Source organism: Tepidimonas ignava, from assembly GCF_004342625.1.
GTDB classification, from domain to species: Bacteria; Pseudomonadota; Gammaproteobacteria; order Burkholderiales; family Burkholderiaceae_C; genus Tepidimonas; species Tepidimonas ignava.
The window spans coordinates 13,403-30,443 of sequence record NZ_SMAH01000010.1 but is presented as its reverse complement, the minus strand read 5'-3'; the positions used below and the strand labels follow the sequence as shown (position 1 = coordinate 30,443).

Genomic DNA, 17,041 nt, shown 5'->3' with positions numbered 1-17,041 from the left:
ATGAACACCCAGGCCCCCACCACCCACATTTACGACGCCCTCATCATCGGCAGCGGTTTGGCCGGCCTGTCCACCGCGCTGCTGTTGCCGCCGCACTGGCGCGTGGCCATCGTCACCAAGCGTGGCATCGCCGACGGCTCCAGCGGCTGGGCGCAAGGCGGCATCGCGGCCGTGCTGGGCGAGGGCGACAGCTTCGAAGACCACGTGCGCGACACGCTGGTGGCCGGCGCCGGGCTGTGCGACGAGCGGGCCACGCGTTTCGTCGTCGAGCACGCGCCCGAAGCCATTGGCTGGCTGCGCGCGCTGGGCACCCCCTTCACCCAAGAAGGCGACCAGCTGCACCTGACGCGCGAAGGCGGCCACAGCCACCGGCGCATCGTGCACGCCGCCGACGCCACCGGCGCGGCGGTGCAGCACACGCTGATCGAGCGCGTGCGCGCCGCGCCCAACATCGACGTGTTCGAAACCCACGTGCTGGTCGACCTGGTGCTGAGCGACCGCCACGCCACCGCGCCCGAGCAACCGCGCCGCGTGCTGGGTGCGTACGTGCTGGACGAGGCGCGCGACGAGGTGGACGTGTTCGTCGCCCCGCACACCGTGCTGGCCACCGGCGGTGCGGGCAAGGTGTACCTGTACACCTCCAACCCCGACACGGCCACCGGCGACGGCATCGCCGCGGCGTGGCGCGCGGGCTGCCGCGTGGCCAACATGGAGTTCATCCAGTTCCACCCCACGTGCCTGTACCACCCCAAGGCCAAGAGCTTTTTGATCAGCGAGGCGGTGCGCGGCGAAGGCGGCGTGCTCAAGCTGCCCGCGCACCTGGGGGCGCGGCGCTTCATGCCGGACCACGACCCGCGCGCCGAGCTGGCGCCACGCGACGTCGTTGCGCGCGCCATCGACTTCGAGATGAAAAAGCACGGCATCCCGTGCGTGTACCTCGACATCTCGCACCAGCCGCCGGCGTTTTTGCACGAACACTTTCCCAACATCCTCAAGCGCTGCGCGGAACTCGGCATCGACATCACGCGCGAGCCGATCCCCGTGGTGCCGGCGGCGCACTACACCTGCGGCGGGGTGGTGACCGACCTGCGCGCCCGCACCGACTTGCCGGGCCTGTACTGCGTCGGCGAAGCCAGCTACACCGGGCTGCACGGCGCCAACCGTTTGGCCAGCAACTCGCTGCTGGAGTGCCTGGTGTTCGCCCGCGCGGCGGCCCGGGACATGGTGGCGCACCCGGCCCCGCCCCCGATCACCGTGCGGCCGTGGGACGACAGCCGCGTCAGCGACGCCGACGAGCAAGTCGTCATCAGCCACAACTGGGACGAGCTGCGCCGCTTCATGTGGGACTACGTCGGCATCGTGCGCACCGACAAGCGGCTGGAGCGCGCCGCCAACCGCATCGAGCTGCTGCGCAGTGAAATCCACGAGTTCTACGCGCGCTTTCACGTCACGCGCGACCTGCTGGAGCTGCGCAACCTGGTGCAGGTGGCCGACCTGATCGTGCGCAGCGCGCGCAGCCGGCACGAAAGCCGTGGCCTGCACTACAGCCGCGACCACCCTCACACCCTGCCCCAGGCCGAGCCGACGGTGCTCACCCCGCCGCGCCGATGACGACCTCCACCACCCGCACCCCGTGGCTGGCCTACGGCGCGCTGGCCAGCAGCATGGCGCTGGTGGGCAGCTACGTGGCCTTGTCCAAACCGCTGCTGGCGGTCATGCCGGTGTTCGTGCTGGCATGGCTGCGCTACCTGATCGGCGCGGCCGCCATGCCGCACTGGCTGCGCCGCCCCGCCGACGAGCCGCCGCTGACGCCGCGCACCCACGCGCTGCTGTTCGTGCAAGCGTTGCTGGGCAATTTTTTGTTCACCCTGTGCATGCTGTACGGTGTGCGGCTGACCACCGCCAGCGCCGCGGGCGTCATCATGGCCGCCATCCCCGCCATGGTGGCGCTGCAATCATGGTGGTTGCTGCGCGAGCGGCTCGACGCCCGCTCGTTGGGCGCGATCGCGCTGGCGGCGCTGGGCATCGGGCTGTTCTCGCTCGACAAAGGCGGCGGCGCGCCGGCCGCCCAAGGCACGTGGCTGGGGTTGCCACTGCCGCTGTGGGGCAACCTGCTGGTGCTGGCGGCGGTGGCGTGCGAAGCGGCCTACGTCGTCATCGGCAAGCGGCTCACCGGCCGCCTGGGCCCCAAGCGCATCGCGGCGCTGATCAACCTGTGGGGGCTGGCGTTGATGACCCCGCTGGGCGCCTGGGCCGCCCTTGACTACGACTGGAGCCGCATGAGCCTGCCGTTGTGGGCGCTGCTGGTGTTTTACGCGCTGGCGGCCAGCGTGTGGACCGTGTGGCTGTGGATGACCGGGCTGCGCCACGTGCCTGCGGCGCGCGCCGGCGTGTTCACCGTGATGCTGCCGATCAGCGCCGCCACGATCGGCGTGCTGGTGATGGGCGAACACCTCACGCCCCTGCAATGGGGCGCCTTCGCGCTGGCGCTGCTCGGTCTGGTCGCAGCCACGTGGCCGGAGCGCGTTACGTCGCGCACCACAGACCGGTCGGCTGGGTGATCCCCATCCACAGCGCCCAGCCCGACGTGGCGGCCAAGGCCAAGCCAGCCAGCCGAATGCCCCAGCCGCCCGAGCGCGCCTGCGCCAGCCGCAGCAGCAGCCACGGCCCCGCGGCCAGCGACACCGCCGTGCCCAGCGCAAAGCTGGCCATGATCAGCGCCCCCTGCCACACCGACGCCGACAGCGACGCCACCAGCAGGGCCGAGTACAGCAGCCCGCACGGCATCAACGCCCACCCCACCCCCAGCACCACCGGCGCACGCGGCCCCAGACGCGCCAGCACCGGCCGCGCACGCCGCCACACCGCCTGCGCCCAGCCGTCGACGAAGGCGGGCTGGCGCGCCTGCACCACCAGCGCCAGCCCCAACACCAGCGCCGCCACGTGCAGCATGGTCCACAAGGGGCGCAGCACCACGGTGTTTTGCCCAAGCCAGCCCATGCCTTGCACGGTGCCCCCGGCCAGCGCCCCCAGCAGCGCGTAGCCGGCCACCCGGCTGGCCTGCCACGTCCACAGCGCGCGCTGCGGGTGCGGCCCGGCCGCCCGCGCGATGCCCGCGCACGCGGCCCCGCACATGGCCACGCAGTGCGGCCCCCCCACCAGGCCCATCACCAGCGCGGATACGGTCATCGAAGCAAGCATGGCTGGGATCGTAATGCAGCGGCGCTGGGCAGGGCGGCCTCGCCGCGGATGCCCCCGCACCGCGTGGGCCGCTGTCAAATGATCTTGGAAAAGCGCGCGCGGTCTTGGTCCAACTGCAGGTAGCGGTCGAACACCATCGCGATCGCCCGCACGACGTACCAGCCGGTCGGCGTTACCTCCACGTGGGTGTCGTGCACCCGCACCAACCCCCACTGGGCCAGCTCGCGCAGCTGCTCCAGCTCGCGCGCGAAGTAGGTCCGAAAATCCACCAGGTGCGCCAGGTTGATCGACTCGAAGTCCACCAGCCCCTGGCACATGATGGCCATGATGACGCTGCGGCGCAGCACATCGTCGCGGCTCAGCACCATGCCGCGGATGATGGGCAGCCGCCCCTGATCGAGCGCGTCGTAATACTCTTCCAACGTCTTGGCGTTTTGGCTGTAGGTGGCCCCCACCCGCCCGATGGCCGACACCCCCAGCGCGATCAGGTCGCAATCCGGCTGCGTGCTGTAGCCCTGGAAGTTGCGGTGCAGCCGTCCCTGCCGCTTGGCCACCGCCAGCGCGTCGTTGGGCAGCGCGAAGTGGTCCATGCCGATGTACTCGTAGCCGGCGGCGCTGAGCATGTCCAGCGCCAGCGCCAGCATGGCCAGCTTGTCGGCGGCGCTGGGCAGCTCCGCCGCCACGATGCGCCGCTGCGGCTTGAAGCGCGCCGGCAGATGCGCGTACGCGTACAGGGCGATGCGGTCGGGGCGCAACCGCTGCACCTGCTCCAGCGTGTGGCGCAGCGACTCCGGCGTCTGCTGGGGCAGCCCGTAGATCAGGTCGACGTTGATCGACTCAAACCCCAGCTCGCGCGCCGCCGCCATCAGCGCAAACACCTGCTCGGCGGGTTGCACACGGTGCACCGCCTTTTGCACCGTCGGGTCGAAGTCCTGCACCCCGAAGCTCAAGCGGTTGAAGCCCAGCCGCTGCAGATGCGCCAGCCGTTGCGGTGTCACCGTGCGCGGGTCGATCTCGATCGAATACTCGCCCCCTGGCACCAGCTCGAAGTGGCGCTGCAGCAGGCCCATCAGGTCGGCCAGCTCGTCGTCGGACAGGAACGTGGGGGTGCCCCCGCCCAGGTGCAGTTGGCTCACCCGGTGGTTGCGACCCAGGTGGCGGGTCTGCAGCTCCAGCTCGTGGCCCAGGTAGCGCAGGTACTCGGTGGCGCGCTCATGGTGGCGCGTGATGATCTTGTTGCACGCGCAGTAGTAGCACAGCGACGCGCAAAATGGGATGTGCACGTACACCGACAACGGCAGCGCCAACGAGCCGGCGCGCCGTTGCTCCAGCGCCTGGATGTAGTCACGCTCGCCAAACGCCTCGACGAAGCGATCCGCGGTCGGGTACGACGTGTAGCGCGGACCCGGAATGTCGAAGCGGCGCAACAGGCTGGGCTCGATGACGTGTTTCACAACAAGTACGACTCCTTGAGGGTTGAACTGTGCCGCAGCGCCCCGCGGGGCCTGTTGACGTGGGTCAAACAGCCTGCCACGGCGCCGCGCCCTGGGTCGGTGGCGCCGCAGCGGCACAAGGCAGCGATCACGGTTATCATCCCACCAACGTTCGCCACCGCTGCGCCCATGGACCTGCATTCGATCAAAGTCGCCTGTTCCAGCTGCAACCTGCGCGAGCTGTGCATCCCCGTGGGCCTGTCGGCGGAGGAGATGGCCCAGCTGGACAACCTGATCAGCACCCGACGCCGCGTGCGCCGGGGCGCCACGCTCTTCGCCGCCGGGGACGCGTTCACGTCGCTGTACGCGGTGCGCTCGGGGTTTTTCAAAACCGTCATCAACACGGCCGACGGGCGTGACCAGGTCACGGGCTTCCAGATGGCGGGCGAGATCCTGGGGCTGGACGGCATTGTGCAGGACAAACACTCGTGCTCGGCGGTGGCGCTGGAAGACGCCGAAGTGTGCGTGCTGCCGTTTGACAAGCTGGAAGCGTTGTCGCGCGAATTCAGCACGCTGCAGCACCACGTGCACCGCATCATGAGCCGCGAGATCGTGCGTGACCAAGGCGTGATGTTGCTGCTGGGCAGCATGCGCGCCGAGGAGCGGCTGGCCGCGTTTTTGCTCAACCTGGTGCAGCGGCTGCACGCGCGGGGCTTTTCGCGCTCCGAGCTGGTGCTGCGCATGACGCGCGAGGAAATCGGCAGCTACCTCGGCATGAAGCTGGAGACGGTCAGCCGCACCTTCTCACGCTTTCAGGACGAAGGCATCATCGAGGTGCGCCAGCGCTACGTGCGCATCCTGGAGCCGCAGGCCTTGCAGGCCATCGTCAACCAGGACGAGCCGCTGTAGGCGCCGCGCGGCCGCCCGGCCCAGCACGCCGTCGCCCGAGCGCCGTGTGCGCTCAGCCGCCCGCGTTCACCCGCAGCCCTGACAACCCTGCGCCCCCGGGCGGGGCTGTTTGACGCAGTCCGCGGGCCGTTGATCGGGTGGCACGGGGCAGCGGTTGATCTCCCACGGCGACATCGACAGCAGCGTGGTCAGAGCGCTGGAGGCCATCGTCAACGCCCAAAAGACAAAGAACGCCAGCGTGTAAACCGCCTGCCGCGACCAACCCAGCGTTTCGCCCGCCCAGTGCAGCTCGTGCGGATCGACAAAGGCGAACACGACCATCTCGATCAAGGCGGCCATCAAAAACGCCGGCCAGGCGATCCACAGCACACGTTGGGTACGGGTCATCGGGGGTCTCCTCGGTATCGTTGGGCAAACCTTGTGAACCCCGCCCCAGCGTCGGTCAGCGCTCGTGCGGCAGCGTGGGCGACACCACGTGGTTGCGCGCCTGCCCGGCTGGCAGCACCGCTTTTTCGGCCTGCAACCGCTCTTGGGCCGACAGCGCGTCCAGGGGCTGCGCCACGCGCGCCGGCGCGGCCTCGCGCGGCAACACCGTGTCGGCGTTGCGCACCGCGATCCACACCGTGATCAGCGAGGCCACCACCACCACCAGCGGCCCCCCAACCACGAGCCACATCATGGGCTCGCGGTACCAAGGGCGGCGCACGCCAGACGGGGCGGCAACGGGGTTCATCGTTTGCATAGTGTATGCCCTCATGGGTATCGGCGGTATGCGTGACAACCCGCATGCCGCCGCCGATGCACGCGTCAGCGCGGCACCAGGAAGGTGGTTTTTTCCTTCACGTCGATGCTGCCATCGGCGGTGCGCAAGCGCAACACGATCGGGTGGGTGCCGCTGGCCAACCCGGGCGGCACCTGCACCCGCACCGCCACCGAGCGCACCTCGGTCGGCAGCAGGTGCACCGTCCGGTCGGACACCACCTCGATGCCGGGCAACCCTTCCGCCGAAACCAGCAATTCACGCTCGTGCTCCGACGCGTTCATCATTTGCACGCGGTACACGTTTTCGATGCGGCCCATCTCGACCAGCCGCGCCAGCGCGCCGCGGTCGCGGATCACGTCCACCTTCAGCGGCACGCGCAGCCACAGGCTCACGCCTAGCGCCGCCACGATGGTGAGCAAAATGGCGCTGTAGACCAACACCCGAGGCCGAAACGCGCGCCGGATCATCTGCGCCCGCGTCCAGCCATGGGCCATGCCGTTTTGGGTGGAGTATTTGACCAGCCCCTTGGGGTAGCCCATTTTCTCCATCACCTCGTCGCACACATCGGCGCACGCCCCACAGCCGATGCACTCGTACTGCAAGCCGTTGCGGATGTCGATGCCGGTGGGGCACACCTGCACGCACAGCGTGCAATCGATGCAGTCGCCCAAGCCCAGCGCCTTGGGGTCGGCGGAGCGCTTGCGGGCCCCACGGGGTTCCCCGCGCGCCGCGTCGTAGGTCACGATCATCGTGTCCTTGTCGAACATGGCGCTCTGGAAGCGCGCGTACGGGCACATGTATTTGCACACCTGCTCGCGCATGTAGCCGGCGTTGCCGTAGGTGGCAAAGCCGTAGAAGAAAATCCAAAATGTCTGCCACGGCCCCAGGTTCCACGTCAGCAGCGCCTGGCCCAGCTCGCGTATCGGGGTGAAGTAACCGGCAAACGTAAACCCGGTCCACAGCCCCACCGCGATCCACGCCAGTTGCTTGCCGGTCTTGCGCAGGATCTTGTTGGCGTTCCACGGGCCCTGGTCCAGCCGCATGCGTGCCGAGCGATCACCCTCGAACAGCTTTTCCAGCCACAGGTAGATCTCGGTGTACACCGTTTGGGGACAGGCGTACCCACACCACAGCCGCCCCGCGATGGCGGTGAACAAAAACAGCGACAGCGCCGACACCACCAAAATACCCGTCAGGTAAATGAAGTCCTGCGGGTACAACACCAGACCAAAAATGTAGAAACGCCGCGCTTCCAGGTCAAACAGCACCGCCTGGCGCTCACCCCACGTCAGCCACGGCAGCCCATAAAACACAAGCTGCGTCAGCCACACGAAAAACCAGCGCCACTTGGCAAACAGCCCCGAAACGGAACGGGGGTAGATTTTTTGGCGCGCCGCGTAGAGTGAGATTTCGACCTCTTGGTCGGTCATGGCGGTGGGGTTCGGGTTGCTGCCCATGGGATGCACTCCACAAATGAGAAAACCGGCTCGGGACCTATCGTACCCGGGCCGGTATCAGCGCGCCTTGATGTTACGCAAGCCGCATCACTGCGCGTGCGACAACTTCCAGACGTAGCCGGTCAGCACGTGGATCTGGTCTTGCGTCAGCAACGCGTTTTGCGCCGGCATCACGTTGTTGAAGCCCTGGTTGATGGCGCGGACGATGGCCTCCTCGCCCCAGCCGTGCAGCCAGATCTGGTCGGTGAGGTTGGGCGCCCCGGTGGCGTGCATGCCCTTGCCGTCCGGGCCGTGGCAGGCCGCGCACGCGCCCCACTTGGCCTGTCCCTGGGCGGCGCGCACGCTGTCGTGCGGGCTGCCCGACAGGCTGAGCACGTAGTGGGCCAGGTTGCGCACGTCTTCCGGGCCACCCACCGCGGCGGCCATCGGCGGCATCACGCCCACGCGGCCCTGCGTGATGGTGGTCTTGATGTACTCGGGGCCTCCGTCACCGCCCAGCCAGTCGTTGTCGGTCAGGTTGGGGAAGCTCTTGCTGCCGCGCGCGTCGGAGCCGTGGCACTGCGCGCAGTAGTTCATGTACAGGCGCTCGCCCACCGCCATCGCGTTGGCGTCCTTGGCCAGATCCTTCGGGTCGGTGCCGCGGAACTTGGCGTACAACGGCTCCACCGCCGCCAGCGCCTTGGCCCGCTCGGCCGCCCACTGCTCGTGCGACGACCACTTCAGCGCCCCTTGCGACTGGCCGAACATCGGGTACAGCAAGCCGTAGCCCAATGCAAACAGCACCGTGATGATGAACAGGTACACCCACCAGCGCGGCAGCGGGTTGTTCCACTCGCGCAGGTCGCCATCCCACACGTGGCCGGTGGTGTTGTCGGCGGCAGGCATGACGCGGGTCTTGCCGCTGGCCCACAGGAAGAAGGCGCACGCCAGGATGCTGATGACGGTGACGCCCGCCACAAACAGGTGCCAGAAATCGCTCGTGAAGTCACTCATGATGGTTCTCCGTGTGGGGGACTCACTCGCTCTGGAACGGCAACTGGGCGGCTTCTTCGAAACGGCGCTGGTTCTTGCGCGACCACGCCCAAACCCAAATGCCGACAAAGGTCACGAAGCTGAGCACCGTGACGATGACGCGCAGATCGTTGATGTCCATGGTGATGTCCCCATTGCTCCTGGTCACTGGGCGGCGCTGGTGGCCACCGGCTGGGCGGGCGCTTGCGCGGTCTTGGCCGGCTGCGCCAGCTTGTCCCACGAGCGCGCGGTGCCCAAGCCTTGCAAGTACGCAATCAAGGCCTCCATCTCGGTCTTGCCACGCACCTCATCGGCGGCTTTGGCGATCTCTTCGTCGGTGTAGGGCACACCGAGCTTGCGCAGCGCCGCCATGCGGCTGGGCATTGCGTCGGCCTGCACCTCCCGACGCTCCAACCACGGGTAGGCCGGCATGTTGGACTCGGGCACCAGGTCACGCGGGTTGTTCAGGTGGATGCGGTGCCATTCGTCCGAGTAGCGGCCACCCACACGCGCCAGGTCCGGGCCGGTGCGCTTGGAGCCCCACTGGAACGGGTGGTCGTAGACGAACTCGCCCGCCACCGAGTACGGCCCGTACCGCAGCGTTTCGGCGTGGAACGGGCGCACCATCTGCGAGTGGCACACGTAGCAGCCCTCGCGGATGTAGATGTCGCGGCCGGCCAGTTGCAGCGCCGTGTAGGGCTTGACGCCCTCGATCGGCTTGGTGGTCGAGTGCTGGAAAAACAGCGGCACGATTTCCACCAGACCACCCACCGCCACCACGAGGGTGATCAGGATGATCATCAGAAAGTTGTTGGTCTCGATGCGCTCGTGACCGCTGGGCTTGTGATCGTGTTGAGCCATGTCGGTTCTCCCTCAAGCGTTCAGTGCGCGGGCGCGGGAATGGCCACGGGGACGACCTTGCCTTGCTGCGCCGTCTTCCAGACGTTCCAGGCCATCACGAACATGCCACCCAGGTACAGCAGACCACCCAGCAGGCGGATCACGTAGAACGGGTACGACGCCTTGACCGACTCGACGAACGTGTAGGTCAGGCTGCCATCGGGGTTGACGGCGCGCCACATCAGGCCTTGCATCACGCCGGCGATCCACATCGCGGCGATGTACAGCACGATGCCGACGGTGGCGATCCAGAAGTGCAACTCGATGGCTTTGACGCTGTACATCTTGGTTTGACCAAACAGGCGCGGGATCAGGTAGTACATCGAACCCATCGTCACCAAGCCCACCCAGCCCAGCGCGCCGGAGTGCACGTGGCCGATGGTCCAGTCGGTGTAGTGCGACAGGGCGTTGACGGTCTTGATCGACATCATCGGCCCTTCGAACGTGGACATGCCGTAGAACGACAGCGACACGATCAGGAAGCGCAGGATCGGGTCGTCACGCAGCTTGTGCCAGGCGCCCGACAGCGTCATGATGCCGTTGATCATGCCGCCCCACGACGGCGCCAGCAGGATCAGCGAAAACACCATGCCCAGCGACTGCGCCCAGTCCGGCAGCGCGGTGTAGTGCAGGTGGTGCGGACCCGCCCACATGTAGGTGAAGATCAGCGCCCAGAAGTGCACGATGGACAGCCGGTACGAGTACACCGGACGCTCAGCCTGCTTGGGGATGAAGTAGTACATCATCCCAAGGAAGCCCGCGGTCAGGAAAAAGCCCACCGCGTTGTGGCCGTACCACCACTGCACCATGGCGTCTTGCACGCCGGCGTAGGCGGAGTAGGACTTCCAGAAGCTGACGGGGATCGCCGCGCTGTTGACGATGTGCAGCATCGCCACGGCGATGATGAACGCGCCGTAAAACCAGTTGGCCACGTAGATGTGTTTGACCTTGCGCGTGCCCACGGTGCCGAAGAACACGATGGCAAACGCCACCCACACCACGGCGATCAACAGGTCGATCGGCCACTCGAGTTCGGCGTACTCCTTGCCGCTGGTGATGCCCAACGGCAGCGTCACGGCGGCCAGCACGATGATCGCCTGCCAGCCCCAGAACGTGAACGAGGCCAGCGCCGGTGCGAACAGCGTGGTCTGGCAGGTGCGCTGCACCACGTAGTACGCGGTGGCAAACAGCGCCGAGCCACCAAAGGCGAAGATCACCGCGTTGGTGTGCAGCGGACGCAGCCGGCTGTACGTCAGGTACTCGATGCCGAAGTTGAGCTCCGGCCACGCCAGTTGTGCGGCAATGACGACGCCGACCAGAAAGCCGACGATGCCCCACACCACGGTCATGATGGCAAACTGCCTCACGACCTTGTCGTTGTAGACCCCTGCTGGGGCCGCCGTGGTTGCAGACATAGAGACGCTCCTGTTGTGCAAAAACCTACCCGGGGCGCAGTATGGCCAAAGGGTCGTGGGCCGCCCTTGACTTATGTCAATCGTGCTTGAGGATGCGCTCGCCCTCGCGCTCGATGTTGTCGAACTGACCCGACTGCAGCGCCCACCAGAACACCCCGATGATCAGCAGCACCAGCACCACCGACAGGGGGATGAGCAAGTACAAGATCTCCATCGCCACACACTCCTTGCACGAGGTTCAACCGGTCGCGGCCGCCGGCGCCGACGCCAGCACGTCGCGGGCGGGCGCGGCGCCGCGCCACGCCCCCAAGCGCATCGCGTTGCCAATGACGACCAGCGAGCTGGCCGCCATGCCCAGCCCCGCCGCCCAGGGCGGCATGTAGCCGGCCACCGCCAGCGGCACCGCCAACAGGTTGTAGACGGCAGCCCAGGCCAGGTTTTGACGCACGATGCTGAGCGTGTCGCGCGCCAGCCGCACCACCTGCACGACCTCGGTCAGCCGCCCGCTTTGCACGACGAAGTCGGCGCGCGTCTGCGTCAGCGGCGCGCCGTGCCCGAGCGCAAACGCGACGTCGGCGCGCGCCAGCACCGGCCCGTCGTTGAGCCCGTCGCCCACCATCGCCACCCGCTCGCCCGCCTGCTGCCAGCGCTGCAGCGCAGCCAGCTTGGCCTCCGGGCTGGCGTCGGCCACGACGTCGTCGATGCCCAACGCCGCCGCAACCCGCGCCGCCGCCCCGGCACGGTCACCCGACAGCAGCCGCACGCGCAAGCCCAGCGCGCGCAGCGCCTCGATGGCCTCGCGCGCCTCCGCTCGGATGCCTTCGTCCAGCACGAAGGTGGCCATCCACCCTTGCTCGTCACACAGGCACGCGCACGGCGCGTCGGCGGGCCAACGCGCACCCTGCCCCGGGCTGGCCGCGGCGTCAAGGCCGCAGTGGGCCGGGGAACCCAGGCGCCACGCGCGGCCGGCGTCGTCGGTGGCCACAAGCCCACGACCGGGCACCTCCTGCACCACCAGCGGCGCGCGCTGCACCGACCCCGCCGCACCCACGATGGCGCGCGACACCGGGTGCAGCGACGCGCTGGCCAGCGCCGCCGCCGCTTGCAGCGCCTGCTCGGGCGTGACGCCGGCGCGCGTCCACACCTCGCGCACGACGACACGGTCCTGGGTCAGCGTGCCGGTCTTGTCGAACACGACGGTGTCGATGCCCGCCAAAGCCTCCAGCGCCTGCAGGCGGCGCGTCAGCACCCCGCGGCGCGCCAGGGTGCCCGCGGCGGCCAGCATGGCCGCCGGCGTGGCCAGCGACAACGCGCACGGGCAGGTGACGATCAACACCGCCACCGCCACCGCGAGCGCCCGGCTGGGGTCGAACTGCCACCAGTACAACCCCGCCAGCCCCGCCGCAAGCAACACCGCCACCAGAAACGGCGCCGCGATGCGGTCCGCCAGCCGCGCCAGCCGCGGCTTGTCGGTGCTGGCCTGCTCCATCAGCGCCACGATCTGGGCAAAACGGGTCTCGCGCCCCACCCGCTGCAGCCGCACGCGCACGCTGCCGGCCAGGTTGTGGCTGCCCGCGACGACCGGCTCGCCGCGGCGCCGCGTCACCGGGTGCGATTCACCGGTCAGCAACGCCTCGTCCACCGTGGCGGCGTCGCTCAGCACCTCGCCATCGCCAGGAAACGCTTGTCCGGCGTGCACCCACACCACATCGCCCGGCTGCAGCCGCTTGAGCGAAACGGGCTCCAGCGTGCCATCGGGGCGCTCGCGCTGCACGCGCTCGGGCAGCCGGTTCATCAACGCGTCCAGCGCCCCCGCGGTGCGGTCGCGCAGCTTGTGCTCCAGGTAGCGCCCGCCCAGCAGGAAAAACACGAACATCGTCAGCGAGTCGTACCAGATGTCGTGCCCCCACGGCCCGGTGGGGTCGAACGTGGCCAAGGTGCTGACCACGAAGGTGATCAGGATGCCCAGCGCCACCGGCACGTCCATGCCGATGCGCCGCAGGCGCAGATCGCGCCACGCGCTGGTGAAAAACGGTCCGCTGGCAAACAGCAGCACCGGCACGCTCAGCACCCACGAGGCCCAACGCAGCAGCTGCACGATGTCGGGCGGGATTTGCCCCGGCTCGGTGACGTACTCGGGCCACGTGTACATCATCACCTGCATCATGCAAAAGCCGGCCACGAACAGCCGCCACAGCATCGTGCGCGTCTCGCGCGTGCGCTGGCTCACCGCCCAGGCTTGCTGCATCGGCAGCAGCCGGTAGCCCGCACGGCCCACGGCAGCGGCCAGCTCCGACAGGCGCGCGCGTGCCGGATCCCAGCGCAGCGTCAGACGCCGCGTGGCGGCGTGCACCTGCGCTTCCAGCACACCGGGCCGGCCGGCCAACGCGGCCTCCACGGTGTCGGCGCACGCGGCGCAGTACATGCCTTGCACGACCAGGGTGGACTCGCACACCCGCTGCGCGCCCTCGTCATGCACGACCGTGAAGTCCTGCTGCTCCAGCGGGTCGTCCAGCACGGTGAAGTCGTCGTCCACCTGCAGCGGGCCGCGGTGTCCCGTCCACAACGACCCCCTGCCGGCCGCGTCGTCAGTCGGCATGGGCGGTTGGTCGTTGGAGGCAGAGTACGGCATCATCACACCTTACCCGATCGCGGCGCGCAGGGGCTTGACCCAAGTCAAAGTGACACGGCCCCACGGGGCTAGTCTAGCGATATGGGCGGCGCAACGCCCGGCAACGGAGAACGCACGATGTACCAACGCATCCTCGTGGCCACCGATGGCTCCAAACTCTCGCAGCGCGCGGTCGACCACGCGCTGGGCTTGGCGGACCTGACCGGCGCCGAGGTGGTGGCGCTGCGCGTGGTGCCACGCTACCCGGTGACGTTTTATGAAGGCGGCATTGCGCTGACGCGCGACGAAGTGCGGCAAATCGAAAAACAGTGGGAAGACGAGGCGCGCGCCACCGTCAACGCGGTCAAGGCCGCGGGGCAGCTGCGTCAGGTCAAGGTCAAACCCCTGACGGTGAAGTCGGACCTGGTGGCCGAGGCCATCATCGCCGCGGCCAAGCGCCACAAGTGCGATCTGATCGTGATGGCCTCGCACGGAAGGCGCGGCCTCAAGCGCCTGTTGCTGGGCAGCGAGACGCAGCAGGTGCTGACGCACGCGCACACGCCCGTGCTGGTGCTGCGCTGACCGCCGCCTCAGCCGCCCGGCTGGGCGATGAAGGTGTCGCGCCACTGCTGGCGCAGCACGTTTTTTTGCACCTTGCCCATGGCGTTGCGCGGCAGGTCGGGCACGATGGCGCAGCGCTTGGGGATTTTGTAGTTGGCCAGCCGCTGGCGCAGCGCGGTCAGGATCGCGTCGGGGTCGAGCGGGGCGCCCGGGCGCGGCACCACCAGCGCCACGCCGACTTCGCCGAAATCGGGGTGCGGCACGCCGACCACGGCGCTTTCGGCCACGCCGGGCAGCTCGTTGATCGCGCCCTCGACCTCGGCCGGGTACACGTTGTAGCCGCCGCTGATGATCAGGTCTTTGCTGCGCCCGACCAGCGTGAGGTAACCGCGCGTGTCGAACAGCCCGACATCGCCGGTGCGAAACCAGCCGTCGGCGGTGAATTCGGCGCGGGTTTTGTCGGGCATGCGCCAGTAGCCGGCGAACACGCTGGGGCCACGCACCTGCACGCCACCCACCTCGCCCACCGGCAGCGGTCGGTCGTGCGCGTCGGCGATGCGCACCTCGACCCCGGGCAAGGGAAAGCCCACCGTACCGCCGCGACGTTCGTCCTGGTGCCCGAAGCGCGGATCGGGCCGGTAAGGGTTGGAGGTCAGCATGATGGTTTCGCTCATGCCGTAGCGCTCCAAGATGGTGTGCCCGGTGCGCTGCTGCCACTGGGTGAAGGTGTCGATCAGCAGCGGCGCTGAGCCCGAAATGAACAGCCGCATCGACGCGCAGCGCTGCGCGGTGAGCTCAGGCTCGGCCAGCAACCGGGTGTACAGCGTCGGCACCCCCATGAAAACGGTGGCGCGCGGCAACCAGCGCAGCACCGTGGCGGGATCGAACTTCGCCGCCCACAGCATGGGGCTGCCGCTGAGCAACGCCCCGTGCACGGCCACGAACAGCCCGTGCACGTGAAACATCGGCAGCACGTGGATCAGCACGTCGTTGGGCTGCCAGCCCCAATAGCTGTGCAGCACGCGCGCGTTGGCCAGCAGGTTGCCATGCGTCAACATGGCCCCCTTGCTGCGGCCGGTGGTGCCGCTGGTGTAGATGATGGACGCCAGCGCGTTCAGGCCCACGGGCGCCGGATCGTGCTGGTCCGGGCGGTGCGCGGCGCGCTGCAGCAGCGTGCCGCTGCGGTCGGCCCCCAGCGTGTACACCAACCGCGCGCCGGCGGCGAACGCCATGGCGCTGAGGCGGCCGAAACGTTCGGGCACGCACACCACCGCCGCCGGCTCGGCGTCGCGCACGAAGTACTCGACCTCGGCATCCGGGTAGGCGGTGTTGAGCGGCACGTACACCAACCCCGCGCGCAGCACAGCGAGGTACAGCATCAGCGCCTCGACCGACTTGTCCACCTGGGCCACGACACGCTCGCCCGGCTGCAAGCCCCGGCCCAGCAGCTCCTGCGCGATCATGGCGCTGCCGCGCTCCAGGTCGCGCCAGGTGTAGTGCAGCCCGGTGTCGGTCTCGATCGCGGTGCGGTCGAGGTCGGTCGGAAACGCGGCGCGCAACGCCGCGTACAGGTTGGTCACCTCAGCTTCGGACATGGTCGGTCTCCTGCGTGGCCGGACGGCGCCCCGCCCACCACCCCAGCGCCAAGCCGGCCAGCACCATCGGCAGGCTCAGCCACTGGCCCATGCTCAGGCCCAGCGACAGCAGGCCCAGGTGCGCGTCAGGCTCACGGAAATACTCGGCCACAAAACGCATCGTGCCGTAGCCCAGCAAAAACGCAGCCGACACCTGCCCTGGGCGCCGCGGGCGGCGCGCGTACAGCCACAGCAGCACAAACAGCAGCACGCCTTCCAGCGCGAACTGGTACAGCTGCGACGGGTGGCGCGGCAACGGCCCGGCCTGCGGAAACACCATCGCCCAGGGCAGTTCGGGCGGCGCCGGCCGCCCCCACAGCTCGCCGTTGATGAAGTTGCCAACGCGCCCCAGCGCCAGCCCCACCGGCACGCAGGGGGCGACAAAATCCATCACCTGCAGCCAGGGCCGCCGCTGACGCCGCGCCCACCAGGCCATGGCCAGCAGCACGCCCAGCAGGCCGCCATGGAAGCTCATGCCACCTTCCCACACAGCGAACACCCGCCAGGGCTCGGCCAGGTACTCCAGGGGCTTGTAGAACAACACATAGCCGAGCCGCCCCCCCAGGATCACCCCCAGCACGCCCCAAAACAGCATGTCCTCGACGTCGCGCGGCTGCCAGCCCATCGTCCGGTAGGGCTCATGGCGCAACCGTCGCCGCCCCAGCCAGACGAACATGGCGAAGCCGGCCAAATACATCAGACCGTACCAGTGCACGGCCAGCGGTCCGATGCGCAGGGCCACCGGGTCGAATTGGGGATGCATCAACATACGCCGATGGTACGCGATGGCCGCAGGCGCCGGCCCGTTATGATGGGGCCGAACCGATGACAACACACCCGTCGGCACGAAGGAGGGTCACCATGGAGGTTCGCACCGACGATCGGCGCCGCCACCACCGGGTACGGGCGGTCTTCGAAGAAGCGTTCGAACTGTGCCGGCCGCTGCTGGATCCCCACCAGGGCATCGCAGGGCAAGCCCTCACCCATCACATCCCGCTGCGGGTGCGGGAGCATTTTCCAGACCTGACGCAGGAGGAGGTGCTGGTGCTGTCCATCGCGCTGCGGGCCGCCTGGACACGCCGACGCCTGCGCGGCTGACCCGGCGGTCCGCCGCCCACGCGCAACGGGGCCCAGGCGACGCCGCGG

18 protein-coding genes are annotated in these 17,041 nt (G+C 68.6%); 5 read left to right on the top strand and 13 right to left on the bottom strand.

The features are described 5' to 3' along the window. Positions 1-1,611 carry an L-aspartate oxidase gene (gene nadB / locus EDC36_RS08635; protein WP_132962860.1) on the top strand — a complete coding sequence of 537 codons (1,611 nt, stop codon included), beginning with the start codon at positions 1-3 and terminating at the stop codon, positions 1,609-1,611. Beyond that, positions 1,608-2,561 carry a DMT family transporter gene (locus tag EDC36_RS08630; RefSeq protein WP_132962859.1) on the top strand — a complete coding sequence of 318 codons (954 nt, stop codon included), beginning with the start codon at positions 1,608-1,610 and terminating at the stop codon, positions 2,559-2,561. The genes nadB and EDC36_RS08630 overlap by 4 nt, the downstream gene beginning before the upstream one ends. On the opposite strand, the gene EDC36_RS08625 is transcribed toward EDC36_RS08630, so the two are convergent. Both EDC36_RS08625 and hemN read right to left on the bottom strand, forming a co-directional pair. Continuing rightward, positions 2,527-3,201 carry a sulfite exporter TauE/SafE family protein gene (locus EDC36_RS08625; RefSeq protein ID WP_132962858.1) on the bottom strand — a complete coding sequence of 225 codons (675 nt, stop codon included), beginning with the start codon at positions 3,199-3,201 and terminating at the stop codon, positions 2,527-2,529. The genes EDC36_RS08630 and EDC36_RS08625 overlap by 35 nt on opposite strands. A gap of 74 nt (positions 3,202-3,275) precedes the next feature. Continuing rightward, entirely contained in the window at positions 3,276-4,655 is a 1,380-nt protein-coding gene (gene hemN, locus EDC36_RS08620; protein WP_243646536.1) for an oxygen-independent coproporphyrinogen III oxidase, read from the bottom strand. A gap of 168 nt (positions 4,656-4,823) precedes the next feature. On the opposite strand from hemN, the gene fnr reads away from it, so the two are divergent. Continuing rightward, complete coding sequence (gene fnr / locus EDC36_RS08615) at positions 4,824-5,543, top strand: fumarate/nitrate reduction transcriptional regulator Fnr (RefSeq protein ID WP_132962856.1); 720 nt, start codon at positions 4,824-4,826, stop codon at positions 5,541-5,543. Between the two features lie 66 nt (positions 5,544-5,609). On the opposite strand, the gene EDC36_RS08610 is transcribed toward fnr, so the two are convergent. The 9 genes from EDC36_RS08610 to EDC36_RS08570 form a co-directional block, all read right to left on the bottom strand. Continuing rightward, on the bottom strand, positions 5,610-5,930 hold the full coding sequence (locus tag EDC36_RS08610) for a hypothetical protein (RefSeq protein WP_132962855.1): 321 nt from the start codon (positions 5,928-5,930) through the stop codon (positions 5,610-5,612). A 55-nt stretch (positions 5,931-5,985) separates the two neighbouring features. Beyond that, complete coding sequence (locus EDC36_RS08605; protein ID WP_132962854.1) at positions 5,986-6,276, bottom strand: nitrogen fixation protein FixH; 291 nt, start codon at positions 6,274-6,276, stop codon at positions 5,986-5,988. 74 nt (positions 6,277-6,350) lie between these two features. Continuing rightward, a complete protein-coding gene (ccoG, locus tag EDC36_RS08600) occupies positions 6,351-7,763 on the bottom strand; it encodes a cytochrome c oxidase accessory protein CcoG (protein ID WP_132962853.1) in 1,413 nt (470 codons plus the stop codon). Between the two features lie 87 nt (positions 7,764-7,850). Next, on the bottom strand, positions 7,851-8,756 hold the full coding sequence (ccoP, locus tag EDC36_RS08595) for a cytochrome-c oxidase, cbb3-type subunit III (RefSeq protein WP_132962852.1): 906 nt from the start codon (positions 8,754-8,756) through the stop codon (positions 7,851-7,853). 22 nt (positions 8,757-8,778) lie between these two features. Further along, positions 8,779-8,916, bottom strand: a complete 138-nt coding sequence (locus tag EDC36_RS08590; RefSeq protein WP_132962851.1) for a cbb3-type cytochrome oxidase subunit 3 — start codon at positions 8,914-8,916, stop codon at positions 8,779-8,781. A gap of 23 nt (positions 8,917-8,939) precedes the next feature. Continuing rightward, the gene (gene ccoO / locus EDC36_RS08585; protein WP_132962850.1) at positions 8,940-9,635 is read right to left on the bottom strand and encodes a cytochrome-c oxidase, cbb3-type subunit II; all 696 of its coding nucleotides are present in this window, start codon (positions 9,633-9,635) and stop codon (positions 8,940-8,942) included. A gap of 20 nt (positions 9,636-9,655) precedes the next feature. Further along, positions 9,656-11,089: a cytochrome-c oxidase, cbb3-type subunit I gene (gene ccoN / locus EDC36_RS08580; RefSeq protein WP_132962849.1), complete on the bottom strand. Its 1,434-nt coding sequence runs from the start codon at positions 11,087-11,089 to the stop codon at positions 9,656-9,658. Positions 11,090-11,165: 76 nt separating this feature from the next. Beyond that, the gene (gene ccoS, locus EDC36_RS08575; RefSeq protein WP_132962848.1) at positions 11,166-11,303 is read right to left on the bottom strand and encodes a cbb3-type cytochrome oxidase assembly protein CcoS; all 138 of its coding nucleotides are present in this window, start codon (positions 11,301-11,303) and stop codon (positions 11,166-11,168) included. Between the two features lie 24 nt (positions 11,304-11,327). Beyond that, a complete protein-coding gene (locus EDC36_RS08570) occupies positions 11,328-13,688 on the bottom strand; it encodes a heavy metal translocating P-type ATPase (RefSeq protein WP_132962847.1) in 2,361 nt (786 codons plus the stop codon). A 150-nt stretch (positions 13,689-13,838) separates the two neighbouring features. Between EDC36_RS08570 and EDC36_RS08565 the strand changes: the two genes are divergently transcribed. Next, positions 13,839-14,282, top strand: a complete 444-nt coding sequence (locus tag EDC36_RS08565; protein WP_132962846.1) for a universal stress protein — start codon at positions 13,839-13,841, stop codon at positions 14,280-14,282. 8 nt (positions 14,283-14,290) lie between these two features. Here the strand turns inward: EDC36_RS08565 and EDC36_RS08560 are convergent, their stop codons facing one another. After that, a complete protein-coding gene (locus EDC36_RS08560; protein ID WP_132962845.1) occupies positions 14,291-15,856 on the bottom strand; it encodes a malonate--CoA ligase in 1,566 nt (521 codons plus the stop codon). After that, a complete protein-coding gene (gene lgt, locus EDC36_RS08555) occupies positions 15,843-16,664 on the bottom strand; it encodes a prolipoprotein diacylglyceryl transferase (protein WP_132962844.1) in 822 nt (273 codons plus the stop codon). Before lgt ends, EDC36_RS08560 begins: the two co-directional genes overlap by 14 nt. Positions 16,665-16,756: 92 nt before the next feature. On the opposite strand from lgt, the gene EDC36_RS08550 reads away from it, so the two are divergent. After that, positions 16,757-16,993 (top strand): hypothetical protein, encoded by a 237-nt coding sequence (locus EDC36_RS08550; RefSeq protein WP_132962843.1) that lies wholly within the window; start codon positions 16,757-16,759, stop codon positions 16,991-16,993. Positions 16,994-17,041: the final 48 nt, after the last annotated feature.

Bases quoted from the DNA above. Each gene is read 5' to 3' on its own strand.
- nadB (WP_132962860.1), top strand. From the start codon at position 1: ATGAACACCCAGGCCCCCACCACCCACATTTACGACGCCCTCATCATC.
- ccoP (WP_132962852.1), bottom strand. From the start codon at position 8,756: ATGAGTGACTTCACGAGCGATTTCTGGCACCTGTTTGTGGCGGGCGTC.
- lgt (WP_132962844.1), bottom strand. From the start codon at position 16,664: ATGTTGATGCATCCCCAATTCGACCCGGTGGCCCTGCGCATCGGACCG.
- EDC36_RS08550 (WP_132962843.1), top strand. From the start codon at position 16,757: ATGGAGGTTCGCACCGACGATCGGCGCCGCCACCACCGGGTACGGGCG.
- fnr (WP_132962856.1), top strand. From the start codon at position 4,824: ATGGACCTGCATTCGATCAAAGTCGCCTGTTCCAGCTGCAACCTGCGC.
- ccoG (WP_132962853.1), bottom strand. From the start codon at position 7,763: ATGGGCAGCAACCCGAACCCCACCGCCATGACCGACCAAGAGGTCGAA.
- EDC36_RS08570 (WP_132962847.1), bottom strand. From the start codon at position 13,688: ATGCCGACTGACGACGCGGCCGGCAGGGGGTCGTTGTGGACGGGACAC.
- EDC36_RS08625 (WP_132962858.1), bottom strand. From the start codon at position 3,201: ATGCTTGCTTCGATGACCGTATCCGCGCTGGTGATGGGCCTGGTGGGG.
- EDC36_RS08610 (WP_132962855.1), bottom strand. From the start codon at position 5,930: ATGACCCGTACCCAACGTGTGCTGTGGATCGCCTGGCCGGCGTTTTTG.
- EDC36_RS08605 (WP_132962854.1), bottom strand. From the start codon at position 6,276: ATGAACCCCGTTGCCGCCCCGTCTGGCGTGCGCCGCCCTTGGTACCGC.
- EDC36_RS08565 (WP_132962846.1), top strand. From the start codon at position 13,839: ATGTACCAACGCATCCTCGTGGCCACCGATGGCTCCAAACTCTCGCAG.
- ccoN (WP_132962849.1), bottom strand. From the start codon at position 11,089: ATGTCTGCAACCACGGCGGCCCCAGCAGGGGTCTACAACGACAAGGTC.
- EDC36_RS08590 (WP_132962851.1), bottom strand. From the start codon at position 8,916: ATGGACATCAACGATCTGCGCGTCATCGTCACGGTGCTCAGCTTCGTG.
- ccoO (WP_132962850.1), bottom strand. From the start codon at position 9,635: ATGGCTCAACACGATCACAAGCCCAGCGGTCACGAGCGCATCGAGACC.
- EDC36_RS08560 (WP_132962845.1), bottom strand. From the start codon at position 15,856: ATGTCCGAAGCTGAGGTGACCAACCTGTACGCGGCGTTGCGCGCCGCG.
- EDC36_RS08630 (WP_132962859.1), top strand. From the start codon at position 1,608: ATGACGACCTCCACCACCCGCACCCCGTGGCTGGCCTACGGCGCGCTG.
- ccoS (WP_132962848.1), bottom strand. From the start codon at position 11,303: ATGGAGATCTTGTACTTGCTCATCCCCCTGTCGGTGGTGCTGGTGCTG.